Source organism: Fibrobacter sp. UWR3, assembly GCF_900143055.1.
Taxonomy (GTDB): domain Bacteria; phylum Fibrobacterota; class Fibrobacteria; order Fibrobacterales; family Fibrobacteraceae; genus Fibrobacter.
The window spans coordinates 370,987-396,548 of the sequence record NZ_FRCW01000001.1 but is presented as its reverse complement, the minus strand read 5'-3'; the positions used below and the strand labels follow the sequence as shown (position 1 = coordinate 396,548).

19 protein-coding genes are annotated in these 25,562 nt (G+C 55.1%); 1 reads left to right on the top strand and 18 read right to left on the bottom strand.

The genetic code is table 11. From position 1 onward, the window contains the following. Positions 1-2: 2 nt before the first annotated feature. The 15 genes from BUA44_RS01860 to BUA44_RS01790 form a co-directional block, all read right to left on the bottom strand. Complete coding sequence (locus BUA44_RS01860; RefSeq protein WP_072807846.1) at positions 3-1,181, bottom strand: glycosyltransferase; 1,179 nt, start codon at positions 1,179-1,181, stop codon at positions 3-5. Positions 1,182-1,189: 8 nt separating this feature from the next. After that, positions 1,190-2,284 (bottom strand): radical SAM protein, encoded by a 1,095-nt coding sequence (locus BUA44_RS01855; protein WP_217650360.1) that lies wholly within the window; start codon positions 2,282-2,284, stop codon positions 1,190-1,192. Between the two features lie 18 nt (positions 2,285-2,302). Further along, positions 2,303-3,406 (bottom strand): glycosyltransferase family 4 protein, encoded by a 1,104-nt coding sequence (locus tag BUA44_RS01850; protein ID WP_072807844.1) that lies wholly within the window; start codon positions 3,404-3,406, stop codon positions 2,303-2,305. A 5-nt stretch (positions 3,407-3,411) separates the two neighbouring features. Beyond that, complete coding sequence (locus BUA44_RS01845; RefSeq protein WP_072807843.1) at positions 3,412-4,782, bottom strand: UDP-glucose 6-dehydrogenase; 1,371 nt, start codon at positions 4,780-4,782, stop codon at positions 3,412-3,414. 160 nt (positions 4,783-4,942) lie between these two features. After that, positions 4,943-7,708, bottom strand: a complete 2,766-nt coding sequence (locus BUA44_RS01840) for a CotH kinase family protein (protein ID WP_072807842.1) — start codon at positions 7,706-7,708, stop codon at positions 4,943-4,945. Positions 7,709-7,802: 94 nt separating this feature from the next. Beyond that, positions 7,803-8,657, bottom strand: a complete 855-nt coding sequence (locus BUA44_RS01835; protein WP_072807841.1) for an EamA family transporter — start codon at positions 8,655-8,657, stop codon at positions 7,803-7,805. 27 nt (positions 8,658-8,684) lie between these two features. Then, a complete protein-coding gene (locus BUA44_RS01830; protein ID WP_072807840.1) occupies positions 8,685-9,089 on the bottom strand; it encodes a four helix bundle protein in 405 nt (134 codons plus the stop codon). Positions 9,090-9,111: 22 nt separating this feature from the next. Then, a complete protein-coding gene (locus tag BUA44_RS01825; protein ID WP_072807839.1) occupies positions 9,112-11,463 on the bottom strand; it encodes a lytic transglycosylase domain-containing protein in 2,352 nt (783 codons plus the stop codon). After that, on the bottom strand, positions 11,450-13,300 hold the full coding sequence (gene ptsP / locus BUA44_RS01820) for a phosphoenolpyruvate--protein phosphotransferase (RefSeq protein WP_072807838.1): 1,851 nt from the start codon (positions 13,298-13,300) through the stop codon (positions 11,450-11,452). The genes BUA44_RS01825 and ptsP overlap by 14 nt, the downstream gene beginning before the upstream one ends. Continuing rightward, positions 13,272-13,544 (bottom strand): HPr family phosphocarrier protein, encoded by a 273-nt coding sequence (locus tag BUA44_RS01815; RefSeq protein ID WP_072807837.1) that lies wholly within the window; start codon positions 13,542-13,544, stop codon positions 13,272-13,274. Before BUA44_RS01815 ends, ptsP begins: the two co-directional genes overlap by 29 nt. A gap of 7 nt (positions 13,545-13,551) precedes the next feature. After that, positions 13,552-14,460: an MlaD family protein gene (locus tag BUA44_RS01810; protein WP_072807836.1), complete on the bottom strand. Its 909-nt coding sequence runs from the start codon at positions 14,458-14,460 to the stop codon at positions 13,552-13,554. A gap of 65 nt (positions 14,461-14,525) precedes the next feature. Beyond that, on the bottom strand, positions 14,526-15,188 hold the full coding sequence (locus BUA44_RS01805; protein WP_254794673.1) for a TrmH family RNA methyltransferase: 663 nt from the start codon (positions 15,186-15,188) through the stop codon (positions 14,526-14,528). After that, complete coding sequence (locus BUA44_RS01800) at positions 15,185-16,228, bottom strand: hypothetical protein (RefSeq protein ID WP_143151819.1); 1,044 nt, start codon at positions 16,226-16,228, stop codon at positions 15,185-15,187. The genes BUA44_RS01805 and BUA44_RS01800 overlap by 4 nt, the downstream gene beginning before the upstream one ends. Before the next feature lie 3 nt (positions 16,229-16,231). Next, positions 16,232-17,782, bottom strand: coding sequence for a M16 family metallopeptidase (locus tag BUA44_RS01795; RefSeq protein WP_083579423.1), 1,551 nt, complete (start codon positions 17,780-17,782; stop codon positions 16,232-16,234). A 545-nt stretch (positions 17,783-18,327) separates the two neighbouring features. After that, the gene (locus BUA44_RS01790) at positions 18,328-19,356 is read right to left on the bottom strand and encodes a vWA domain-containing protein (RefSeq protein ID WP_072807833.1); all 1,029 of its coding nucleotides are present in this window, start codon (positions 19,354-19,356) and stop codon (positions 18,328-18,330) included. Between the two features lie 183 nt (positions 19,357-19,539). Between BUA44_RS01790 and BUA44_RS01785 the strand changes: the two genes are divergently transcribed. Next, a complete protein-coding gene (locus BUA44_RS01785) occupies positions 19,540-20,655 on the top strand; it encodes a diguanylate cyclase domain-containing protein (protein ID WP_072807832.1) in 1,116 nt (371 codons plus the stop codon). Here BUA44_RS01785 and BUA44_RS01780 read toward each other — a convergent pair whose 3' ends face one another. From BUA44_RS01780 to BUA44_RS01770, 3 genes are all read right to left on the bottom strand, one after another. Beyond that, entirely contained in the window at positions 20,656-21,759 is a 1,104-nt protein-coding gene (locus BUA44_RS01780) for a vWA domain-containing protein (protein ID WP_072807831.1), read from the bottom strand. 145 nt (positions 21,760-21,904) lie between these two features. Further along, the gene (locus BUA44_RS01775; protein WP_255370419.1) at positions 21,905-24,085 is read right to left on the bottom strand and encodes a glycosyl hydrolase family 8; all 2,181 of its coding nucleotides are present in this window, start codon (positions 24,083-24,085) and stop codon (positions 21,905-21,907) included. Between the two features lie 197 nt (positions 24,086-24,282). After that, on the bottom strand, positions 24,283-25,464 hold the full coding sequence (locus BUA44_RS01770; protein ID WP_072807829.1) for an acyltransferase family protein: 1,182 nt from the start codon (positions 25,462-25,464) through the stop codon (positions 24,283-24,285). Positions 25,465-25,562: the final 98 nt, after the last annotated feature.

Here is a 25,562-nt window from a genome sequence, read left to right as displayed (position 1 = left end):
CGTTACCTATAAACAGACATCATCTGTTCCAAATAGCGATCCTTGGAAAAATGCCCGCGAATCGGTTCTACATCAAAGGAATAATCCTTATCAAGCATCATGCGAATCTTTTTTTCAAGATCTCCCGCATCGCCCATTCTAAAAAGTTCACCGGTCTTCCCGGGCTCAATCAATTCCGGAATGCCGCCAACATTAGCCCCCAACACAGGCGTTCCCAGGCAAAGTGGTTCTATCACCGAGAATGGGTTGTTCTCGTACCATTCGCTCGGCACAACACTGAACTTAGATTTGAGCAGAATAGACTTGCAAGTTTCCCAGTCGCAGTGGCCCATAAAGCGAATCTGTGCCGATTGCACATATTTCGCCTTGAGTTCCGTTTCAAGCGGCCCCGTACCCAAGACATACAACGGAATCGCGATTTTTGACGCCACCTGCAACAGTGTCTCCACGCCTTTCTCCGCCGAAAGTCGACCGACATAGCAGTAACAATTCTCTCGTTCCATATTGTCGTGCGAAAACTTGGAATCGTCGACAAAATTATGGAAGGCCACCAGCTTCAACGCATCAAAACCGCCCTGTTCCATCTTGGCCTTCATAAAATTGCTCGGGCAAATAAACATATCGACGCTGTTTTCCAAGCGCTCGCGGTTCCAGGCCACAGCCTCTTTCTCAGCAATCTTGCTAGCCAGCCAGTTGTTCTTGAGGCATTTTTTTGCAGTGCAGTTTCGCTTGTCACCGCCAATGCAGTCTTCGCAAATTTTACCATTGCAGAAACACGTATAGGCAGGGCACACCAGCTTGTAGTCGTGCAACGTCCACACCACCCTAATTCCGCGCGCATGTGCAATTTCTGCTATCACGGGCGAAAGCTGCGTATGGACGTTGTTCAGGTGCAGCACATCGGGCTTAAATTCGTCGAGCAGCGACGTAAACTTCTTTACCGTTTCTGCATCGCCGAACGGGCGGCGAAACGCCTTAAAAAAAGCGGCAATCTTCTTAGGAGAAAAAGCAACCTCACTCGGCCAATAGAAATTCCACGGGTTTTCCAGGTTTTCGGGAAAATCCATTGAAAAAAAAGCAACCTCGTACCCAGCGGCCCTCAACAGGTTTTCGAGTTCTATCGAATATACACAATCTCCGCCACGGCGGTAGTAGAACTTGTTTGCCAGCAAGACCCGCATCGCACCAGTTACCCTTCAATTCTCAGGTCGCCCTGACGCGGATCCTGGCCAACATCGAACGTCGGGAACTTGGAACAGTCGATTTCCTTGCCGAACAGGCTCTTAAGTTTCGCCGTAAGTACCCACGGGGCCACGTGCGCAATGTACTTTTTCATCACCGGAGCGGCGGTTCCCACCATCCAGCAGTTCTTGGGGCAGGTGCGCACCTTTTCGCGGACCTTCTGCGCCTGTTCGCTGAACCAGATCTCCTCGAAGTTCTTTGCATTGTGGATGTTGCCCATACTCTCCTGCCAGTAACGCGGCTCCAGGCCGTTGCAAGGGTAAACTTCGCCCCACGGATCCGTAAAGAAGTTCACGGAGCCCGCTTCGCACGGGAGCATGCGCTTGCCGCCCTGAATATACTTGATGAGTCCCAGGTTGAAGAAAGCACGGAACCACGACTTCGGGTGGTTCTCCTTGAGCAGACGGTTCACCAACTTGCCAATATTTTCGCAGAGTTCTTCCTTGTTGCTAATCTGGTTGTCTTCCTTGTGGAAGTAGTAACTGTTGTGGAAGGCCGCCGTCGCAAACTCGAAATTCATCGAGAGCGCAAGCTCGTAAAGCGGAATTAAGTCGTTACTATTCCAGTTGCTGAGCGTCTGACCAAAGCCGATATCCTTCACGCCCATTTCATGGAGCGTCTTGAGCGTCTTCATGCCGCGTTCAAAGCCGTCGTCGCGGCCGCGCAAGAAGTTGTTCGTCCCTTCGAGGCCTTCGATACTCACGCGGATGCCGATGTTCGGGAACCGCTCGGCAAGTTTGATCACGCGGTCCACCCACCAGCCGCTCGTGCTAATCACAATGCGCGGGGCCTTAGTGAAAAGGACTTCAACAATGTCTTCCAAATCCTGACGGATAAACGGTTCGCCGCCGGTTACGTTCGCAAACTTGAGTTGCGGAAGGATTTCCAAGTCCTTCGCCTGGATTTCTTCGCTCTTCTTGGTCGGGTTCTTCCAGATGTTGCACATCTTGCAGCGCATCTGGCAACGATACGTCGTAATCACCGACACGTCGGTAGGCATCTGAATTTTACTAGAGCCGCAATTACAATTCGCGCAACCCATAACAACTTCCTCTATATCCTATTTCAGCAGACTCTTGTACAAGTCCATTGTCTGGTCAGCAATTTTATCCCAGTCATAATGTTCCTTGACAATCTGCCTGAAATCACACTTTACCGGGTTTTCCATGAAGTGGCGCATTTTCTTCGCCAGTTCATCGACATCACCCAGTTCATAAAAGCATTCCTCGGGCAAGGGAACTTCCATATTAGCGGGAATATCGCTCGCCACCACATTCCTGTTGTAGCCGAGAGCCTCAAGCAACACTATCGGTAGGCCTTCATGGTAACTCGGAATCACGAACAGAGAAGCGTTTTCAAAAAGCACCTGCAGTTCCTCGCCATGAATAAATCCCGGAAGAATCGCGCCAACCTCAGCAGCATCCGCCTTCATCTTGTTCACGTACTCAGATTCAAAATCCTCCGCACCAGCAATGACAAGCGACACGTCCTTGAGTTCCATCTTCTTGTACGCGGCAATCAAGTCATGGAAGCCCTTTTCCTTGACAAAGCGCCCGAGCGCAAAGATATAGCGCTTGCCCACAAGGCCGTACTTGCCGAGCCACTGCTGACGTTTGTCTTCGGAGAGCGTCGGCAACAAGGTCACACCATTGTTAATCCTGGCGGTCTTGTTGCAATGGTATTTCTTCTGGAGCCAACGTTCCAGGAGGTCCGAAATCACAATAACGCGATTAGAAAACTTTGTCCCTACGTATTCGCTCAAGCGAAGAATAGACTTGGCCAGCAAGCCCCACTTGGCCCGGTTGTAATCCTGACCATGGTGGGTATAGACCGCCTTCAAGCCGAAAAGTCTGAACAGGGGTGCAACAAACGAAGGGCCAATGGCATGCAAATGTACAATGTCCGGCTTCCAGGCGACCACCTTGAGGAAGCACCGGAACGTATGGACAATGGTCTCAATACCCGAAATCTTGGGAGCATAGACCGGGACCACTTGCACACCCTTATATTCGTAAGGGTCCTTCTGAGGCGTATAGGCCTTTCTCGCAAAAACGACAACCCTCGCCCCTCGTTCCACAATCCGCGGATACAACTGCTGACAATGGGTTTCAATTCCACCCATGATATCAGGAATACCGCGTGTACCAACTACTGCTATTTTCAAAACCCTTACTCCGCCTTGCCCTTACCGATGCTCGAAACCTCGAAGCCGATCTTCCTCAGGGCGTCGGCATCCAGGATGTTTCGTCCATCAAAGACAAATGCGGGCTTCGCCATGCCCTTGTAGATGCGGTTCCAGTCGAGTTCGGCAAAGCACTTCCATTCGGTGCACACGACCACGGCATGGGCGCCTTCGGCGGCCTTGTACGGGTCCTCTTCGAACTGTACCTGGTCAAGCACGTCCTTCAAATCGCGCTTGGCATCGGGAATTGCCTTCGGGTCAGTCACGACCGGCTGTGCATGTTCGGCGAGCAAGTCGCGCACCACGAGGTTCGCGGGGCTTTCGCGGGTATCGCCGGTGTTCGCCTTGAAGGCAAACCCGAACACGGCAATCTTCTTCCCTGCAATCGTGTTGAACATGGTCTCGAGCATGCGGTCCACCACGCGGTGGGTCTGCCACTCGTTGATCTTCACGACGCTTTCCCAGTAGGCGGCGACTTCGGGGAGGCCATAGTAACCGCACAGGTACACGAGGTTCAAAATATCCTTCTTGAAGCAGGAGCCGCCAAAACCGATGGATGCCTTCAGGAACTTGGGCCCGATGCGGCGGTCCTTGCCCATCACGTAGGCGACTTCGTCCACGTCGGCGCCGGTCTTTTCGCAGAGAGCGCTGATGGAGTTGATGGAGCTGATGCGCTGCGCGAGGAACGCGTTCGCGGTAAGCTTCGTGAGTTCGGAACTCCAGAGGTTCGTCGTGAGGATGCGGTCACGCGGCACCCAGTGGGCATACACGTCCACGAGCTTCTGGCAGGCGGCGAGACCCGATTCCGTCTGGTGACTACCGATGAGCACGCGGTCCGGTTCGAACAGGTCGTTGATGGCGGTACCTTCGGCGAGGAATTCGGGGTTGCTGAGCACCTCGAAGTGCAGGCCCTTGTCGTTAGAATTCAGGATGCGTTCCATCGCGGCGGCCGTACGCACCGGGAGGGTCGACTTCTCGACGATAATCTTGCCTTCGTCGGCAATTTCCAGAATGTTACGCGCGGTCTTTTCCCAGTACTGCAGGTCGGATGCCTTACCGGCACCGTGACCGAAGGTCTTGGTCGGGGTATTCACCGAAACGAAGATGATGTCCGCTTCCTTGATGGCAGCCGGAATATCGGTGCTAAAGAAGAGATTACGGCCACGGGCGCGCTTCACCACGTCGTCGAGGCCGGGTTCAAAAATCGGGAGATTGTCGCTGTTCCAGGCATCGATTCGGGCCTGGTTGATATCGACTACGGTAACCTTCACGTCGGGACACTTGTCGGCAATAACAGTCATAGTGGGGCCGCCAACATAGCCCGCGCCAATGCAAAGAATCTTGGTATTGTAGTTCATGATTTTACAAATTTAGCAATTCACGAACTGCGGGGAACGCACCATTTCAAAACATGTACACAAAGGCCCGAAATAGCAAAGGAAAAATACTGCACTTAAGTGCAGCAAATGTTATCCAAATCACACCATTTTGAACAAGGTGTTTTCAGGCCCAATCTGCCTACTTGAAATTCGCCGTCAGGGCGTCGATTTCACCAGGCATAATCGTGCGCGTCACATCCGTCACGCCGTCGCTCCAGCCGGTAAATACACCGCCGTTCACCCCTTCCGCAGAAACAATCACTGGGGTTCCCTTGAAGAATGTCGCCTTTACCGCGGGCCTGTCGAGCGGGAGCCCCTCGACAAGCACGCGACCGCTCCCGCTTGCCGCAAACGTCACGGGAACGAACTCACCCAAGGCAAAAAATTCCTGCATGTCAAAGAGGATTTCGGACTCGCGGCTCTCTGCGAAATACTTCATATCGTCAAGAACCTGATCCATCCACTTCGCGCTATGCCCCCAGCGTTTCTGGTCACGCGCCACTTCGGCAGAAATCTCGCCCATCATGGCATCGATGCGCGCAAGCACACGCGTCTTTTCGAAGTTCGTGGCCAGGAGCGTCGACATGCGGTTCACAAACTTGTTCGTGAACGACTTGTTTTCCAGCAACTTGCGGAACAGGAACGTAGACTTGGGTCCGTTCGGCCAGTCCGGGCCATCCTCGGCAGCGGCAAACTCGAATATGTTGTTCGTATATTCGCTCATGTCGTTACCGAAGCCGAAATCCATGTCGTACAGGAACCATCTCCAGGGCGTCGCCGGGTTGCGCACTCGCCACTTTTTCAGGTTGTTCGAGGGCCAGTCGCGGTTGTTCGCGTAAATTTCCGTCTGCTGGTAGTTTATGAAGTTGTCCACGTCGATTTTCGTCGCCACGTACCGGTAGTTTTCATCGCTATCGAGCGGGTGCGATTCCAGCCAGTCCAGAAGTTCCACGTAATCCGAAGATTCCCCGCTGCTCACCGAATTGTCCGCCTTCAGCAAGTCAATTTCGTCCGGGTCATAGCCGTAGTGCGTCTCGAAGTAGTAGCGGTTCGAACGCTCGCGGATGTTCTGGATTCCATAGTACTCGCCGTTATAAAAGACGATTGCGGGCCTGCTGCGCTGGTAATCCACGCCGAGGCCTTCGGAGAGCGAGCTCGCGAGGTCGTCGTGAATGTAGTCCTGTCCGAAATTCCCTACGCGAAGGATAAATCCCTTGAACGTCGTCAGCTGCGGGAACGCGGGGAACAGCGGGTATTTCAGGCGGTTATCGCCGTACTTTTCACGGAACACGATAGCGACAGACTTCTTGTCGTTCGCCCTGCTGTAGTTCCCGAAAATCTGGAAGCCTGCGTCCTTCGCGAATGCGGGCGAGTTTACTCCCGGCTCAAACAGCTCGACAGTCACGGGGAGTTCGCGGTCGGACCAGTAGTTCGCACCGTAATGCGGAATCTTTTCCTGGGCATCGGGGCCGTCCATGTAGAGGCCCGTATCCGGGTCAAAGAGCGAGAGCGGGTTTGCGGTAATGAACACGCTGGCAATAGTCGGCTGTTCCTCGAACACGTAGGTGCGGGTTTCCACGTCGCCCGGGTACATTCCCGGCACGAAGGAGGCGCAGCGCAAGACCGTAGTCGAAGAAACCGTCAGTGACTGAGCCTCGGGCGCATTCCCGTCGGGCAGCGCACCGCCCTGCACGCAACGCACATGCGCGTCCGCATCGAAAGCGACGGTGAAGGGTTCCTTGTAGAATCCCGAGGGAGGCAGTTTGTCCGTAATTGCGGGTGAGCGTTCGGAATATACGACCGACATGAAGGCGCCGCCGTAAGGGCTCGGGTCCGCAAACCCGTATGTCGCCGCACCCTCGGGCGATACACCGAAGGACCACGTCTTGCCCACAGGCATTGCGGGGTACGCGATGGAATCCACAATCGCGCCATCCTCATTCATCAGGTAGAGGCTTCCCCCCTTGTGGTGCAGCTTGAAATTCGCGTGAGGTTCGTGCCCGCGGTTGCGCGCGATAAACGAGGTCACCTTCATATCCACCTCCTTCATCTCGTTCGACTCTGGGCTGAACCTCGTACCGTATATATTCTGCAAATCCGGAAGTCTTGTCCCCTGCGGAAGCCCAATGGCATACGTGGTATTTGAATCGCCCGTACCCTCGATAACGGCTTCCCACCCGAGCCAGTCGTCCACATCGGGTTGCGCCAGGCGGAAAGCAAGCTTACGGCCCGCAGTCACGTACCCTGTCAGGAGAATCTCGTTCGCTGCGGAAATATCGACCACGTCGTCCTTCGAAGAGGAACCCGTCCCCACGAACACGGCAATCGATGTCCAGCCAAGTTCCTCGTTCTCGCCAAACTGCATACGGCTACCGAAAGCACGACTGCCGTTCTCGGTAAAGCACACCTTCGATTTTCCCGGAAGATTGTCCGCACGGCTCTCGCCCGCCACGGGTTCGCTCTGTGCGTCGGTCCATTTCCAGCAGCCGGGCCCAATCAGGTCCGTTGAGTCGTGAGGAGCCTCGTAGTCGGGAAGGTCCTTGCCCGAAAGGTACAGCACCATGAATCCCTGCGCCGGCACGGGCACATTCCCGAACGCCCACTTCCTGGGTTGCGAGAGGTCATCGGTCAAGTAGAGTCCAGACAAGTTCACAGGTGTTTCCGCCGGGTTAAAAAACTCGACCCATCCCGCATCGCCACCCTCGTGGTCCTTGAACGAGATGTTTACCGGGTCGATTTCCGTCACGACCACCGGGGAACCGCCTACATACGGAACTGTAACTTCGCCCGACGCGGAGCTGGCGGGCACTTCAACCGACGCACCCGAACCGCTGTCATCGGAACACGACAGCACCAGCGCGGAAAGGACTGCCAGGGGGAAAAGGGATTTACGCCTACACACCATATCCCGAATATATATAAAACGAAAATATAAAGATGCGGATTACCCAGCCAATAGTTACCGGAAACCATCTTCACACCGGAAAGTGTGATTTGCATTACGGATTGGCAGAAGATTGACCGGACTTGCGACGGGGCCTACGGACCACGAAGAGGGCGGCACCGGTAAGCACGAGCGACACCGAGACAATCTTCCCGACGGGGAAGGCCTCGGAAAACACCAGGGCACCCGCAAGCGTAGGGACGGCAGCCCCCACGGCAGCACTGAACGGGACAATGAACAGCGCACGACCGCGCGAAAAGGAAATCTGCGAATAGAGGAACGCTATGCCGTATGTCGCGATGTAACCCAGCGTGCGGAAATCGAGCAACAGGCTCGCTACCGAGGAAATCTCGATATGGTCAAGGTCGAAGTCCATCGCGAGGCTCTTGTAGAATGCCGCAGAGAGCCCGAAGCCCACGCCCATGATGAACGAATCCACCATCTCGCGGTCCTTTACAAACAAGTGAGCAAAGAGTGTCACCGCGCACAGGCCGCCCGCATAGGCCCAGAGCATCCCGATATTCTGCACGGCGGTCGATTCTCCCAGACTTTCGACCGAATACAGGAGGCCCGCCACCACAAAGCAGATGGCGACCACTATGCGCTTCGTGAGCGCTTCCTTCAATATGCAAAAGCCCATGAGCGCCGTAAGGACCGGATTTAAGACCATCATCGGCTGCACCTGCGAGAGGTCGTAGCGGGCCATCGCGATGTAGTACCCGAGAGTCGCAAGGCCCGAACAGCAGATGCCCAGCCACCAGAACTTGTTCGTAACGACTCCCTTGAAAAACTCCCAGGGGCGCGACGTTCCGCCGGTGCGCTTGCCGACCGTAGACACGCCCGACTTCTCGAGGATGTTTCCGCAGGCGAACAGGAATGCCGGAGTAATTGTGAGCAACAGGAAGAGCATAGTTAATTAGGAATTAGGAATTAGGAATTAGGAATTTGAATTTCTAGATGTTTTAATCTGTGATTTTATAGTTTTTGTAATAGAAACTAAAATTTTTACAAGTTCCTCACTATCTGAAAACAAACCCTTAAAATCATTTTCGTTTATATATCCTGTTTTACTCATCAATTCAAGCCAATACTGTGTTTCATCAGCTTCTTTTAATGCAATTGATAGTTTTGATAAAAAATCAGGTTTTGACTGAGCTCTTTTCGCTTCTCGTACATTTGCACCTATACTAGTGCCACATTTAAGCATTTGTTTTGACATAACAAACTCATGTCTATCGCTGCAAAGCGATTGATACAAATTCACTATTTTCACAGAAAAATCCATACATTTTTCTTGCAAAATGTTCTTTTCCGTGTTCTTTAAAGCCGTTTCAAGCCCCATTATCCAATTCCTAATTCATAATTCAAAAATCTGAACTATCATAGATTTCCTGATAAATCCAGTAGTTGCCCATCACGCGTTTCACGTAGTCGCGGGTTTCCCAATAGCTGATTTCCTCGGCGCGGATGTCCCAGTTCTTGCCTTCCCCGGCAGCCTGCCAGCGTTTCGTGGGCTTCGGGCCCGCATTGTAGTTCCCGAGCACGTACATGTAGTCATCCTTGTACTGAGCCTTCAAGTCCACGAGGTAACGGATGCCGAGGCGGATGTTCATGTACGGGTTATACAACTGCGACGGGTCGAAGGAATCCATGTATTCCTGCTTCGCGAGCATCTTGCCCGTCGCGGGCATAATCTGCAACAGCCCGCACGCGCCCGCAGGCGATGTAATCTGGTAGTCGAATATGGATTCCTGGCGCATCACGCTATAAACGAAAAACGGGTCTATGCGCGTTCCGGAATGGAACTTCACCTGGTCCTTGTAGGGCAGCGGGAACAGATAATGCAGTACTTCTATCGGGGCGTCGGCAAGCACGCGACGGTCGATATTCGCCTGGAACTGGCGCGCGAGCCTGTAACCCGCGGCAACCTCCCCCATGTCGTAGAACAGCTTGCCATATTCGTACAGGAAGTCGAGCCTCTTCGCATTCTTCCTGCGGGCCTCGTCATACAGGGCAAAGGCCTCGTCGCTAAACCCGTACTGGAACAGCGTCTTGATGCGGTTGTAGCGTTCCGGAGTGTAGGTCGGGTCCTTCGCTCCCTTCTGCAGGTTCTTCACCCAGGCAAGCGTCGCCTCGGGAGTCATAGGCACGCCGCGTGCGTACGGCACCTCGAACTTTTCGAGCAGTTCGTATTCCACAAGTTTCATGCGGCTACGGTGCGCGTAGTAACCCAGCGGGAAATCGCGGATGCAGTCGAGGAAAGCCTCACGCGCAAGGGAATCCTTGTTCTGCTTCATGTACGATTCGGCAAGGAAGTACCTCGCCCCGCTACCGCTCCACAGGAATGGTTCCTTCGCGGCATCGATAAACGCCTTCTCGGCATCGGCAAAACGTTCCTGCTTGAAGTAGATGAACCCGATGCGGAACTTTGCCCACTGGCGTTTCTGGTTGTTCCCGAACCGCCTGTCGGCAAGTTTCTCGAAGGTCACCACAGCGCTGTCGTAGTTCTCTTTCTGCTCGTACTCGAATCCCTTCACCCACAGGCTGTTCGCATTTTCCTTGCTGTACTTGTTAGCGCTCTGCAGCATGGAATCGAGCCTGCGGATTTCCTTCGTGTTCTTTGGGGCAAAACTCCTGAGAAGGCGGAGCGCCGCCTGGATCCACACGGGGCGAGCCTCCACGGAATCCACCAGGAACTTGTACTGCGCAATCGCCTCGTCACTGCGGCCCACCGCCTTGAGCGCCTCGCCGCGCTTGCTCCACAGCACAATGCGCGTGTTCAGGTCGAGCGTGCTCCTGAAAAGTTTCTGTTGCAGCGAATCTTCGGACGGCGCCACCGCCGATTCCGGGTGTTCCGCCACCAAGCCCTCATCAAGAATCCGTATGGAATCGAGAAGCCCGAGGCATGCCCCCGCTTCTTCCTTTGCGCAGGCCATCTTCGCGTATGCCACCTTCTCTGCGAGCGATTCCGGGAAGGCCTGCACCTTGCGGAGCCGCCTGATTGCCGCAAATGCGGAATCCCTGTACGGGGTCGATGTCGCGAGCAGTTGCATGTAGTAGCGCTTCGCCTGCTTTTCCTGCTTGTCCTGTTCCAGGTAAGACGCGTAGCGGTACTTGAGGGCGGCGGCATCGTCGCCCTTCGGGAACTTCTCGAGGAAAGCCTTCAGGGAATCCGCCTGCATTTTTTCCGAAAGCGTCGAGTCGGCAAGCGCCGCCTCCACGCGGAGCCTTGCCGCCGTGCGCGCGAAAGACTCGTTCTTCGAGAGTTTCGCCCCCAGGTTCAGGGCGGCACGCATCCCAGCAAAATCGCCCTGCCGGGATTTCGCCTTTGCCATGCGCAAGACTACTTCCGCTTCCAGTTTCGGGTCGCGCCCCCTCAGGGAATCGTAGGTCGTGTACGCGCTATCCCACTTTTCGGTGTAGTAATAATACGCGGCGCGGGCATAGTCGCGCACATTGCGGGCAAGCGAAGTATCTTCCATGCTACGCTTCGCGCGGTCGGCACGGATTACGCGGTTATGGAAATCGTCCGAAGGAATCTGCTCGAGTGCGGCATACGGGTCCAGCGGGATATCGTTCTCGGCTGCGGCGGCTTCGCCCACATTCGCGCTGTCCGCCTTGCCGTCGCCTTTTTCACCCGAAGCTTCGCACGCGACAATCAGCAATAGAACAGGAAAGAACCGGCGAAAGAACACCGAACCACTAAGTATCACCATGCACCTCGTTTCCAACTTGGCCAATAAAGCTCGATATCCCGAGGTCGGTAATGGTCTGCGCGTACTTCCTGTACATGTAGCCGTTCACGCTGTTCGTGTCGTCCATCTGCAGCACGGCAAGCGCACTCTCGCGGACATCCTCGAAGTTTATCGAGCGTATAATCTTCTTTGTCGCCATCACGCTCCAGGGCGTCATGGAAAGTTCATCGACTCCAAGCCCCACGAGCAACAGGACGCTCATCGGGTCGGAGCCCATTTCTCCGCAGACCGCAACCGGGATGCCTTCCCTGTGGGCAGCATTCACCGTATGGTAAATCATGTTCAGCACCGCGGGGTGGTGCGGCTGGAACATGTCGGTAATGAGTTCGTTCGTGCGGTCCACGGCGAGCGTAAACTGGATAAGGTCGTTTGTACCGATGCTGAAAAAGTCGGCCTCCTTCGCCAGCAGGTCTACAAGTACCACCGCGGCAGGCACTTCAATCATGATGCCCACCTTCACCGTAGCGCACTTGATTCCTTCCGCCTCCAGTTCCTCGGAACAGCGGCGGATGCACGCCTTCGCACGGCGCAGTTCCTCGAGTCCCGAAATCATCGGGAGCAATATGCGCAAGTTACCCTTGGTATTCGCCTTGAGGAGCGCCTTCAGCTGCGTGCAGAAAATATCCTCGCGGTCGAGGCACACGCGGATGGAGCGCCAGCCCATGAAGGGGTTCGCCTCGTTGGTCGCAGTAATGCCCGAGACTAGTTTATCGCCACCCGCGTCGAGCGTACGGATGGTCACCGGGCAAGGAGCCATCGTGTCGAGAATCTGCCTGTAAGCTTCGGTCTGTTCTTCCTCGGTCGGGGCGCTGTACTGCAAGAACAGGAACTCGGAACGGTATAGCCCGACGCCCGTCGCGCCGTAATCCATCACCTTCTCCGCCTCGGTAGGCAGTTCTATGTTTGCATGTAAAGTAATGTACTTGCCATCGCGGGTCATCGGCTCAAGCCTGCGCATGGTAAACAGTTCCCTGCGCTGGCGTTCGAACACCTCCACACGTTCACGGAACCTGCGGATGTCGTCCTCGTTCGGGTTTACGATGACAAGGCCGCCCGAGCCGTCCACGATAATCGTGTCGTCGGGCTTCACCGCCGTGACAACGTTGCGCAGGCCCGACACAGCCGGTATCTGCAGGGAGCGCGCAAGAATCGCCACGTGGCTCGTACGGCCACCGGTATCCATCAAAAGCGCGCGGGCCTGGCCCGGCTTGAGCGCCATCAGGAAGCTCGGCAGAATCTCGTGCGCGACAATCACCGCGCCGTCCTCGCCAGACACTTCCTCCAAGGCCGGTTCGGCCTCGTCCATCGTCGACATGAGCCTGTTGTACAGGTCGCGCAGGTCGGCCGCCTTGTCGCGCATCGCGGGCGAATCGATTTTCTCGAACTTGTCGATGTAGTCCCCGAGCACCACGTGCACCGCCCAGCGGGCATTTTTGTGGCCTTCGCGAATCATCTTCAGGACACCGTTCATGAGGCCCGGGTCCTGCAATATCATCAGGTGCGTCGAGAATATGAGGCTATCGTGCACGCCCGTGCGCGTCTCGGAAATTTCCTTGATCTGCGAAATTTCCTTGGAGGTGCGGGTCACCGCCCTGCGGAACAACTGTTCTTCCGCCTGCACGCGCGACTCGGGAATGTCCTCCTCGACGACGGTAATCTCGCGGCTCGCCACCTGGAACGCACGGCCCATGACGAGGCCGGGAGATGCGGGAATACCCACAAGGACCTGACGTGCAGGCCTTGTCCCGAAAGACTTCTCCGTGCCGGTATCAGCCGGGTTCTTCGTTGAAATTGTCATGGAAAAGCGTTTCCAACCTTTGCACGACTTCCTGCTCGTCCTCGCCGTCCACCTCGAAGCGGACTTCGGAACCCATCGGGATAGCGAGCATCATCACGTTCAAGATGCTCTTGGCGTTCGCCCTAGAGCCCTCGAACATAATGAACACGTCGCTCTTCGCGGGGCCGGTAATGTCGACAATCATGCCGGCGGGCCTCGCGTGTATCCCGAGCTTATTCGTGACTGTAAGAACCTTCTCTATCATCGTTTCCTCAGAAAATATCCACGTTCACGTCCAGACCGTCATGCAGGATCACGCGGAACAGGCTGTCTGCCGAATGGACCGTCTTGACCAGGTCGTCGTGCAGTTTCCTATCAGAAAGGAGTATGCCCACAGTATTGTCCTTGGACTGCACCTTCGCGATCAGGTCGTCGAGATGCTTGGTTACGCCTTCCAGCTGGCCAACCAGCGCATCGGCATGGCCTATAGTCTTATCGGCGTTGGCAAAGAGATTGTCAATAGGCGGCTTCACGCCGTCAACAAGCGCGTCTACCTTGCCCATGACCTCGTTCAGGCTGGCGAGACTCTTCTTCAACTGCGGGTCGGTCGTGTTGACCATGGTCATCAGGCGGTCTTCCAGGTTTTCGGCCTTCGTGAGAAGCGTCCTGAAACGTTCCTGGAAATCGGGATTCGCAATCGTGCCGTTGAGTGCCGACTTCACGGATTCAAGAAGCACCTTCGTGCTGTCGCAGACCTCGCCCGCAAGGCCGAGCGCTTCGGCAATACCGGCGTCGAACTGGCCGTTGATGGTATCGCCCGGGGCAAAATAGGCTTCCTCGTCGCCGAGAATCATGCCAATCTGGCGTTCACCCATGATACCGATGTTCTGCACGCGGATTTCGGAATCCTTCGGAATCTTCACGTCGGTACGGAGGCGTATACGCACCACCACGCGGTGGCCGGCAAGGCTAATGTCCTCTACCTTGCCCATCTTGACGCCATTCACCTTCACGGGGTCATCGAGCACAAGCGTACTCACCTGCGTAAAGCGGAGATAGAATGTATTGAAAGTTTCGCGAGGATCCTTTTCGTTCAAGAAGAACATTCCGAACACAAGAATCACGATAGCCAAGAGGACAACGAGGCCAACGGAGAAGTATAGAGCGGAATTCTTTTTCATTTAACGTTCAATCTAGCATATTTTTGTACGCACATGTGCCGGAATCGCCACAAACAGGGCAAAAACTACCCGTCCACGTGCGTAATCGGGCTATTGTTCTCGATGCCGTTCACGTGACGGTCGAGCCAGTCGTAAAGGAGCGCGTCACGTTCCTCCTTCGGGAGCAGGAACTTCTCGCGGCCTTCCTTCTGCATGTACACGTCGAGGTAGGTCATGAGCACGCCACCCGCGACCGAGACGTTCATCGATTCGGTAATGCCGTACTGCGGCAGCTTGAACTCGTAGTCGGCATGCGCGAGCGTATCGGGGTGGTTCCCGTGGAACTCGCTCCCGAGGTAGAATGCCGTAGGCTGGCTCAAATCCAGGTCAAGCACGGAATTCGTGGTGTTGGTGCTCGCGACCGCAATCTTGTAGCCCTTCGCGCGCAGCTTCTCCATGCAGAGCATGCGCTTCTTGTACAGGTACAGGCTCATCCACTTGTAGCTGCCCTTGAGGATAGACTTGTTCACGCTGTAGGCGTTGTCCTCCTCGATAATGTGCACGTCCTGCAGGCCGAACACTTCCGCGGTACGGATAACGGCAGAAATGTTGTGCGGGTCGAACAGGTCTTCCAGCACCATGCAAAAATGCCTCGTGCGGCGGTCCACCACGGAGGTCAGCAGTTCCTTGCGGCGGTCAGTCACGCGCGCCAGGAGGGATTCCAGACTTTCTTTCTCTTTTTCGCTCATTTTGCCTGAGTCCTTGTATCTTCAAATATTATGGGAACGCTCTCGCGTTTCTGCTTCTCGCGTTCACGCTTCAGCCTTTCGAAGTCGCCCAGTTTCCACGGGGCTCCGTTCACCACGTTCTCGAAATCTATCACGTACTGCACGTTATCGAACGACTTGAGTTTCGCGCTGTTCAGCATGGGTTCCTTGTCACCCCCGAAGTAGCGGCCCGAAGCCTTCTTGATATCCTTCACGATATGGTCTATCTTGTCGTTCACCACGCTCTTGAACACCTGCATCTGCATGATGGAATTCAGCACGGAATTGCCCGGGAAAACGATGGCCGTCAGCTTGTACCTGATTTCGTTTTTCGAAATCTCGTCCATGTCGAGATACGCAATTGCGGTTCCGTGCAGCGACCACCGAAGCACCTTCGCGTGCCCGTACCCGAAAAAGAGGTTGCGCATGCCGAGCTTCTGCCCCGCGCTATCTTGCAGGGCCCAGTAGAACTCGCCCGAAAGGCTGCGGCCGTTACTGCCGTTAAAATACCTGCGGTTCTTGCTCGTATATTCGAGAGTGTAGTTCGTGCCCAGGTATGCATTGATGAGGTCTGCCGTAAAGGGCATGTTGTCGAACAGGTAACTGATGACGTTCTGGCCCAGCGGGAGCGTGCCCTTGTTCTCGTAGATGGCGCGGTACCTGCGGCCAAGCCTCGCATAGACTTCGGGGACCATCGGTGCACCCGGAGTGGGGGCAAACCCTCGCTTCGTTACCTCGTGGTACGGTGCGCAGAATTCTTCGTTGTACTTGAGATGCGGCCAGGGGTGCTTATCGCCGGCGGAACAACCGGGATAGTCGATGTTGAGGCAAGTCTTGAGACCGGAGCAGAGCGAGCGCAGGTCGTCCTCGTTACCGAGCTGTTTCAGGAGTCTGTTGCGGACAACCGAATCCGCCCCGAGCATGTTGTCGGAACCCGCAGCATGGGAGCATACGCCCGCAAGCATCACGAGCAGTGTCGCGACAGTCAGACGGGAAAGATATTCCGAAACGACCCTGAACATAGACTACCTGATATCGAGACTATCGAGCGGGACAACCGTAAAGGGCTTCAGGGCCTCAAGCTTTGCGACCGGACCCACTACAGATATCGTCATCTTGTCCTTGGCGTAGTACTTCGCAATCATCGCCTTCACCTGGTCGGCGGTCACGGCATTGATTTCCTTCACGTAGTCGAGGTAATGGTCCGGACTCTTGCCCAGCAGTTCATCGCCCGCAAAAATTGCCGCCGTCGATGACGGGGAATCGAACAGGCCGGGAAGGCTTTCCACGAGAGTCTTCTTCGCCATCGCGAGTTCCTCTTCCGTGGGGCCATCCTTCGCAAGTTTCTCGATTTCCTCGAACACGAGCTTCAGCGCGAACGCGGCGGATTCCACCTTCGTCTGCAGGCTGATCGAAATCATCGCCGTATCGCGGTAGTCGTTGCCCGCACGGCTGCTGATGTGGTAGGCAAGGCCCTCGTCGCTACGTACGCGCGTCATGAGGCGCGAGGCAAAACTGCCGCCACCGAGAATGAAGTTCGCGACAGCCGTCGGGTAGTAATCCGGATGCGGTCGCTTCACGAAGGGCTGGTTCATCGAGATATTCGCCTGCGTGATATCCTTGTCCACCACGTAGGTGCCCGGCTTGTTCAGGAACACGAGCGGCTGCGGGGCACTGTAGGGAGAAGGCTTCGCCTTCGCATCGGCCGACTTGCGAAGCGTCGCGAAGAATTCCTTGAGCATGGCAACCGCGGAGTCGCGTTTCACGTCACCCGACAGCGCGAACACGATGTGCTTGGACGCGAAGGTAGATACCGAAAGGCGCTTCATGTCGTTAACGGAAACCTTCTTGTATTCTTCGAGAGTTGGGTCCCACAGCCTCGGGTTCGGGGCATAGTTGACCTTGGTCCTCAAGGCCGAAAGCACCTTCGCGGGAGTGTCGTAACGCTGTTCGTGGGAGGTCACGTAGTTCGTCTTCACGATTTCAAGCTGCTTCGCGTCGAATGCGGGAGAAGAAATTACCTTCCCCGCCATATCCAGCATGGAAGCGAAGTCCTTCGAAAGGCAATCTATCGAGAAACTGGAAATCCAGGTACCGGAGCTTGTAGAAAGGCCCGCACTGATAAACTCGAGCGTATCGTCGAGGGCGTGCGCCGATATGTGCGTACTGCCACCACGGCGGAACATGGCGCCTACCATCCCGGAGGCGGCAGCATCCTTGATGGTCGAAGCGACTTCCGGATTATCGAAATACACGGAGAGGTTCACCAGCGGGAGGCTAGAATCGGCAACGATGTAACCGGAAATGCCTTCGGCAATTTCTACGCGGTAGTCCTTCGGGTAGGGCGCCACGTACTTGTATTCCGGGTAGACAATATCCTTGTAGGATGCCGGCAGCGTGGGCCCCTTCTCGGTATCCGCAGGTGCGGCGGCCGCTTGCACGGGTGCTGATTCCACGGCCGGGGCGGGCGCGGGCTGCGCCACGGGTTCGGCGGACGGTTCCGGTGCCGAGGAGCACGCCACAATGCAGGCGACCCCACTCACCAGGCCAAACAATGAACTATAAACTTTTCGCATTGTCTATAATATAGATTTTAATGCCTGCGGGAGTGGCTTCTTCCAAGTTGGAGTATTGATTTTCGCGTCGACCCGCCCTTTTTTAGAAAAAGGCGTTATATTACTTATTGAGCCCCTCCGGTGGATATCAACTCGGTGTCGCAAACGCGAGCCGCCCGTCTCCAAGAGAGACAAATCCACCCGAAGGGCTTTTCTCTATTCTCCTTAAAACCAAGGGACGGCACGTGGTGTGCCGCCCCTTTGGTTTTAAGTTTTACGAGACCGTTCGTTCGTCGTTTCAGGTTTTGAAACCTACGGTTCCTCACTCACTTTCGCCTGCGACGACTCGTTAAATAAACCTAAGCCGAGTGCAGCAGAAACAAGTTTACTTGTTTCTATTGTTGAGGCGCCGGTTTATGCGATAACATCGCAATACGAGTCGCCTACGGCTCACGAACCAAGGGACGGCTCGTGGTGTGCCGCCCCTTTGGTTTTAAGACTTACAAAAGAGCGTGCGAGTCTCGTCCGAAGCCAACATAAATAAGAGAGAGCGTCGCCACAGGCCCTTAGCTGAAACGGCCGGCGAGTTGCTTGCGGTGGCGGCCGCGCTCCGACACGACAGCCTCTATCAGGAACAGGAGGGCGGCTAGCCCGAGGAAAATCTGGTAGCGGTCCTGATAGTTTTCCATGCGGTCGGACGCCTGTTCCTTCTTCTCCATGCCCGCAATCTCGGTCAACACCTTCTGCAACTGGAACTCGCCCGGGCTCGCGTAGAAATACAGCGCACCGGTCACACTCGCAATCTCCTGGAGCGTCCCTTCCTCAAGGCGCGTCGTCACGATATTCCCCTGCATGTCCTTCTTGTAGGCGACATCGCCATTGCGCGACTTCACCGGTATGGGCACGCCCTCGCGACTGCCGATACCGATGGTATAAATCTTGATACCCATCTCTGCCGCTTCCTTCGCGGCATTCACGGCGGCATCCTCGAGTTCCTCGCCGTCACTCATCAATATCATCACGGAGTACTTGCCCGCCCCGCCAGAATTCCTGAACAGGCTCATCCCCTTGCGGATGGCATTTTCCAGGTTCGTACCCGGCATGAGCCAGCCCGGATTCAGCTCCCGGAGCATCATCTGCACAGTTCCATAGTCAAGCGTCAATGGCACCATCACCTGCGCCTCGCCGCTGAACGCGACCAGGCCCACGCGGTCACCCGAAAGACTTTCCAGGAACGACGAAATCTCGTGGCGACTGCGCACCAAGCGGTTCGGCTTCACGTCCTCGGCCAGCATCGAGAGCGAAATATCCTGCAGAAGCACAAGGTCGAGACCCCTGCGCTCGATATGCTCCATCTTGCGGCCCCACTGCGGGCGGGCAAGAGCCACGAACAGGAAGGCAAGCGCCAGCAGGAGCAAGAAAACCTTCACGAGCCTGCGCCACGGCGATACGCTCGTCGAGAGTTTCGGGAGCATCGAGAGCGAGACAAACCTTGCGGCAAGTTTCTTGCGACGGCGGTAGGCATAGTAGAACAGCAGCGCAAATAGCGGGAGCGTAAACAGGCACCACAAGAAGTTCGGTTCAGCAAAACGCATCAAATCCTCCGGAATCGGAAAACTGCGGGCACGCGTCCCGCGACACCCTGAATATACAAAAAACAGCCTTTTTTGCCCCGTTTTTTGCATTATTTTGCCCAATAATCACAAAAAAATGCTTTTTTCGAATAAATTGTTATTATTGTTAAGCAAAAGATATATTTTACTTATCGGACAGTGATTATGGGAATAGACGCTTTTAGAATCGAAATCGACATTATCAGCGTTATCGTGTACCTGATGATATGGTACGGCAACAGGGAACGTGCTGTCCTGGAGAAATCGGCACGCGCATTCCAGTGCCTTGTAGAAACATCCATCCTATTCAGCGTGATGAACTCGCTCGGGCTACTCGTTCCCGAATCAAACATTCCCATTATCAGGCTTATCAATAGTTTCAAGATCATCGCCTGTATCTGCATGGGCTGCTGCTGGTTCCTTTCCGTTTTCTACTCGACATCGGCAAATACCTACACGTTGCGCAAGTGGCTCATCCCCATCATAGGCCCGAGCGTCATCGTCAGCGCAATCGCCCTCGTCGACGCGCTGATGCACCTGACGGATGGACCAACCGACATGAATCCCTACCTATGGGCCTTGCTGAACATGCTTTCCATCCTCTACATTGCAGCGGCATCCGGACTCTGCCTAAAAAAGGCAAGCAAATGCACCAACAAGCTCCATAGGCGGTGTTTCTACATAATCGCAATCGTCATGCTCATCCCGCTACTCACCCTGATCCTGCAGGCGAAATTCTACGAGCTCCCCATAACCTCGACAGTATTCGTCCTCGTTACCCTGTTTATCCACATGTACCGCACCCGACAGCATATTACCGTAGACCTAACAACAAGGCTCAACAACACGAACAAGCTGTCGTCGTACCTGGAATCCATCACGCAGAGCCAGGACCCGGCCAAGAGGCTATTCCTTCTCAAGATAGAGATAGACAATTTCAAGGCAAGGAAAAAGAAGCACGGCAAAAAGGCCTGCGTGGTCGCCCTCCAGAAACTTGCGACATTCCTGCGCGAGCAGAGCGTCCAGCGCGGCACGTTTATCGCCCGCTACGGCAAGGCGACCTTCGCGATTGTTACCGAATGCAGCGACTTCGCAGAAATCGAGGCATTTGCAAACAAGCTGATTGCAGCAAGCGCATCGAGTACGGAACTCCTGCAGGGTCCGTGGCCCATCACGTTCAGCATACACTGGTCAGAATACGGCACGTCCGAGACTCGCACAATAGACACGTTCCTCGAGAAAGCCGAAAGCAACTGCATCAAGCCCGCGACACCGCTATAATTACGGAATGCGCACGAAGCGCGTATTCGCGAGCAGCAGCTCCAGCAGAATCAGGAAGGCTCCCGCCAGGAGCCACGGGTAGAACTTCTCGGCATACCGCGCGTAGGCGACCGTCTCGATTTCGGTCTTCTCGAGCTGGTCAATTTCCGAGTAGATTTCCTCGAGCTGTTCCTTGTTCTCGGCGCGGTAGAACTTGCCTCCCGTCTTTGCGGCGACTTCCTTGAGGGTAGATTCGTCAACCTCCTCTTCGGGAGTGATGTCGCGTTCGCCCCACGAGATTTCGCCCGTCCAAGGGTTCTGCTGGAAGGCGAGAATCTTGCCCCTCCTCTTGCCTACGCCCACGGTATAGACCTTCACGCCCAGCGACTGCGCCACATCCGCGGCACGGACCGGCGAAATCACGCTCGCATTGTCGCGCCCGTCAGTCAGGAGCACCACCACCTTCGATTTTGCCTCGGACTTCTGCAGGCGTGCAAGCGCGTTCATCAGGCCATCGCCAATCGCCGTGCGACCCGCGATAATGGAATCCTTCGCAAGCTCGTCCGTTGCCTTCAATATCTCGAGCAGGCTCCCGTAATCGAGCGTAAGCGGGCACTGCGTCACGGCACGGCTACCGAAGGCAGAAAGCCCAATACGGTCGCTGTGGCGCTTCTGGATAAAGTCCGCAATCACCCCCTGCGCGTAACCCATACGGCTATATTTCCAGTATTCACCGGAATTGAGGATGCGTTCGGCGTTCATCACTCCGAGCTTCGCCTGCTCCGCGCGGGTCAGCATGTCGAGCGTGCCCATGGAACCCGAAACGTCGAGTGCGAGCATGATATCCACACCATCTGTATTTGTGTATTCCACTTCCATCGCATTCTGCGGGCGGGCAAGCGCCACCACGAAGCAGCAGAGGGCCGCAAGGCGCAACGCGGGCACAATGTGGCGCAGACGCACACGACGGCTCGGAACAGCCCGCTTCGCTATGGAAAGGGCAGGAAACTTGATGGTTCTCTTACGTTTGCGCTGGCGATACACGTACAGGGCTATAAGTACAGGAACAAAAACGAGCAGCCAGAAGGCTTCGGGATTCTGAAAATGAAGTGCACCAATATCCATTCTAAACTCCAAAAAAGCCGGGATTCAAGTCCCGCGACAAAGAATATACAAAAGCCGAGAGTCGCGGGCAAGTTCATACAATTATGCCTACAAAAAAACCGCAGCCTTGCGGGCCACGGTTCTCTTAAAAGAGTCTGCTAGTGAATTACTTCACGGTCACGGAGTGGATCTTGCCGTCGACGCGCACGAGGAACGTGCCCCTGTTGGCGACAGAGATGCCCTGCGTTGCACCGGAGATCTTGCCGGCCTTCACGACCTTGCCCTGCATGTTGAACACGGCGTAGTCGGAACCGACCTTGGCGCCAAGCACCTGGATCTGGGAACCAGAAGCGATGACCTTCGCGCTCGGGGTGAGAGAACGGAACACGAATGCATCCGTACCCGGGTTGGTGCCGCACTGGGTGGCAGGAACCGTAATACCGGTAATCAAGACCGGGTCAATCACCTGCTTATTGGCATCGAGGAATTCAATCGCCTTGATGGAGACAGAACCGAAACCACCCTTGGCGTCCTTGACTTCCCACTTGAGGCCCTTGACCACCTTGATGATATCTTCACCCGAGGGAGCGGTGGAAACATTGACCCAGTCAAGAATATCGATAGACTGGCTGTTGGTACCCTTGAAACCGAACTGGTCCGGAGTAAGGTCATAAGTCACGGCCGTGTAATCGTCCGTAGGATCCACATAAATGCCAGGTTCAGCCCCCGCTTCGGCAGTTGCCTCGTTGAGGATTGCCATACGGATGGGGCCCTTGGTCTTGGCGGTCACACGGACATACTTGACTTTCAAAGCATCGAGGTTAACGCCCTTCTTGTCATTAGAGAGGAACGACATGGCGATACCGGCGCTCGGGTACTTGAGTTCGCACTGAGCCGGAGTATTCTTGCACACATCAGCCTTGGCCTGCGTCCATTCCGGTTCCGGACCGATTTCCATGGTGGCCTCTGCAGTAATTTCGCAGCCGGTCTTGTAGAGCGGAGACGTACCCGAATCCGGAGACATCACGGTACCGATACCGAGCTTGTCGTGGTATGCACCCCAGTTCCAGAATCCGGAAACACCGACCGTAGAATCCCTGGAAGCCTGCTGCACGCCTTCGGCAGTAGAAACACCGCTGGCGAGGCTCGGGTCCGGAGTGAACTGGGTAAAGCCCGTCATGTCGTAGAAGTTGGGCATGTTACCCGTGATGAGGAGGAGGTAGAGGATGTTGAGAGTGGAGGGGTAGTACTTTTCACCGGAATTGCTGCCTTCTCCACAGCCGCTAGCAGTTTTGCAGCTCTTCAGGTTGGAAAGTGTCTTGTACACCGATTCCATGAAGTCCTTGGAAGCAGCGTCGTCAAAGGAAGACGCAGCCATGCCCATACCACCCGAGAAGGTAGAAGAGACGAAGTTGCGCTTTTCGGAGGTCACTGCCTGACCGCTTACAAAATAGCCGGAGTTGATGCCGCTAGCCGTACGGGCAGTCGGAATCATCCAGTCGTTAATCTTCTTGTTGAAGGCCTGTGCCTTGGTATCACCGTACCAGTAGTAAGCCCAAGCCATGCGCCACGGAGTACGGGCAGCATCGTCGAAGAAGCCCGGATCTTCGTCCTGCGCAACAGATGCACTTGTTTTGGTCGGCTTATGGTCTCCCCAAGAGCACCAGTCAGGCACGAGGCCGGACTTACTGTTCTGGCAAGCGTTCAGGTCGGTATAGGCTTGAGAAATCACGTTATTCCAGGAACCGCCTGCCACGTCCTGGAAAAGTTTGAAGTTGGCTGTAGTGGCATAGCTGGGGTTGAATGCATCGTTCCAGGCGTTACCCGGCTTGATCTGGCTGCCATTGATATCGTTCGAGGCAATCCAGCTGATAAGCGACTTGGCATTGTTGAGGTAATTACCGCCCCACTGCTTGGAAGCCATGATAAGGGCGAGGGCCGCATCGAAGTCAGCGTCAGATGCAGAACCTGTTCCGCCACTACAACCGATACGCCAGTTCATACCGCCGTTTCCATTCACGGCATTGTTTGTCCAGGTTTTGTAGAGCTTGTCAAACATGCCCTGTTCATCCATATACACGGTAATCAACATGCCGTAGGCAATAGCTTCAGAAACCGTAGAGCAGGTACCTTCGGGAGCAAGCACCCAGGCACTTCCATCGCCCTTATCCTGGTACCAGGCCTGCTTCCACAGATTGAAGTGGTCCTTGATGACCTGGGTATCCGCGAACGGGATCGTGTAGCCGTGAGGGCTCTTCATGTTCTGCGGGAACGGGAACGAGCCCGCCATGGCAGAAGTTGCGGCCAGGGCGGCCACGCACACTGTTGCTTTAAAGAAGTTTTTCATCAACATCCTCTTTTTTTGTTGTTATTCCCACCCATCTAAAATATAATTTGATTGAACAAAAACCGCCACCCCAATCATGTAATAAATAACTTGCACTCGGCGACAAAAAGTTCCGTTTTTTCGCAAAAACAGGCAAGTACGGTAAAGATTTTTAAACCTTCGCAGAGAGATGTGAGCGGGAGCACACCGGGGCAGGACTATTTTGCCTGCTCAAGGCGCTTCTTGCGCTTCTTGTTCCAGACCTTGAACTCCATGTAGAGCGTGCTCACCGTGTAGACGAACAGCATAAAGAGGAGCGTGTTCTTGGGAGTGTTCAGGTTGCATATACCCCAAGCAATCGTGATGAGCGGCAGGTGGATTAGGTAAGGGTAGAAACTCGCGCGGCCCACCTTGCGCACGATGCCGATGCAGAAGAACCGCGCCATGAATCCCTTGCTAGAAAGGAGCGAGAGCACGAACAGCCCGTAGATGAACACGGCGACGCTATGGTGGATAAAGTAGTTCACGCCGGGATTGAACGAGGGCGACATGAGGAACAGGCTCCCGTAGAGGGCGGCAAGGAGCAACGCCTGAACGATTCCGCTCACGTAGTCCTTCTTGAGGAACTCGAAGAAGCCTTCCTTGTACAGGCGGAAGATGACCATGCCGAAGATGTACTCGAACACGCGCACGGGCGCGAACATGTGGAAGAACCTGTACTTTTCATCGTAACTGTCGAACCAGAGGTTGCCCGAAAGCCCGAAAGTCACCGCCCACGCGATGCCCGGGACGAACACCGCGAAGAAGAGAATCCAGAGGGTGCGGCGATTCTGCCTAAAGAGCCAGCGGCTGAACCACGGCGTGATGGCATAGCACATGAAGAAACTCGTGAGCGACCAGCTGGGTTCGTTGAGTTTCATACCTAGGTCGGGAACGATGGACCACGTGAGCGAAAGATGCAGGAGCAGGCTACGCCAGGGGTGGAACATCTTCGCGAGCCCCGCCGAGGCGCAATCGACGATTTCGCCTGGGCCGGGCAAGTGCGTGTAGCCGCTGAACTTGAACACGAGCACCACGAACATGAGGAGGGTCATGAAGAAGTGGAGCCGGTATAGCTTCGCTATACGGGCGAACATGAACGGGATTACCGGTATGCGGCGTTCCGGGTCGCTGAACTTGCTTGCAAAGAGGAACCCCGCGAACACGTAGAATATGCCTGCCGCAAATGCCGGGGCGGTAAAGACGGGCATGAGCCAGGTGTTGTTTGCCATGTAGGCGAGCGCATTCGAGCTCCCCAGATGGAGCATCACGATGTTTATGCTCGCGAGAAGGCGCAGGCCATCAATCGCCGGAAAGTAATCCGGCTTTTTCGCACCTGTGTTCAGGGAATTCTCTGCCATCGTGCGCTAAATTTAGAAAAAAAACAGTAATGCACACCGAAGGTGTGCCCGTGCGCTTAATCGCCTCCACCCTAAAATACCTACCCTATCCTAGGCGA

Coding starts and splice junctions, on each gene's coding strand:
- BUA44_RS01825 (WP_072807839.1), bottom strand. CDS start 11,463: ATGGTGATACTTAGTGGTTCGGTGTTCTTTCGCCGGTTCTTTCCTGTT.
- BUA44_RS01790 (WP_072807833.1), bottom strand. CDS start 19,356: ATGCGTTTTGCTGAACCGAACTTCTTGTGGTGCCTGTTTACGCTCCCG.
- BUA44_RS01780 (WP_072807831.1), bottom strand. CDS start 21,759: ATGGATATTGGTGCACTTCATTTTCAGAATCCCGAAGCCTTCTGGCTG.
- BUA44_RS01835 (WP_072807841.1), bottom strand. CDS start 8,657: ATGCTCTTCCTGTTGCTCACAATTACTCCGGCATTCCTGTTCGCCTGC.
- BUA44_RS01855 (WP_217650360.1), bottom strand. CDS start 2,284: ATGGGTTGCGCGAATTGTAATTGCGGCTCTAGTAAAATTCAGATGCCT.
- BUA44_RS01810 (WP_072807836.1), bottom strand. CDS start 14,460: ATGAAAAAGAATTCCGCTCTATACTTCTCCGTTGGCCTCGTTGTCCTC.
- BUA44_RS01795 (WP_083579423.1), bottom strand. CDS start 17,782: ATGCGAAAAGTTTATAGTTCATTGTTTGGCCTGGTGAGTGGGGTCGCC.
- BUA44_RS01815 (WP_072807837.1), bottom strand. CDS start 13,544: ATGATAGAGAAGGTTCTTACAGTCACGAATAAGCTCGGGATACACGCG.
- BUA44_RS01860 (WP_072807846.1), bottom strand. CDS start 1,181: ATGCGGGTCTTGCTGGCAAACAAGTTCTACTACCGCCGTGGCGGAGAT.
- ptsP (WP_072807838.1), bottom strand. CDS start 13,300: ATGACAATTTCAACGAAGAACCCGGCTGATACCGGCACGGAGAAGTCT.
- BUA44_RS01775 (WP_255370419.1), bottom strand. CDS start 24,085: ATGAAAAACTTCTTTAAAGCAACAGTGTGCGTGGCCGCCCTGGCCGCA.
- BUA44_RS01770 (WP_072807829.1), bottom strand. CDS start 25,464: ATGGCAGAGAATTCCCTGAACACAGGTGCGAAAAAGCCGGATTACTTT.
- BUA44_RS01785 (WP_072807832.1), top strand. CDS start 19,540: ATGGGAATAGACGCTTTTAGAATCGAAATCGACATTATCAGCGTTATC.
- BUA44_RS01800 (WP_143151819.1), bottom strand. CDS start 16,228: ATGTTCAGGGTCGTTTCGGAATATCTTTCCCGTCTGACTGTCGCGACA.
- BUA44_RS01830 (WP_072807840.1), bottom strand. CDS start 9,089: ATGGGGCTTGAAACGGCTTTAAAGAACACGGAAAAGAACATTTTGCAA.
- BUA44_RS01845 (WP_072807843.1), bottom strand. CDS start 4,782: ATGAACTACAATACCAAGATTCTTTGCATTGGCGCGGGCTATGTTGGC.
- BUA44_RS01840 (WP_072807842.1), bottom strand. CDS start 7,708: ATGGTGTGTAGGCGTAAATCCCTTTTCCCCCTGGCAGTCCTTTCCGCG.
- BUA44_RS01805 (WP_254794673.1), bottom strand. CDS start 15,188: ATGAGCGAAAAAGAGAAAGAAAGTCTGGAATCCCTCCTGGCGCGCGTG.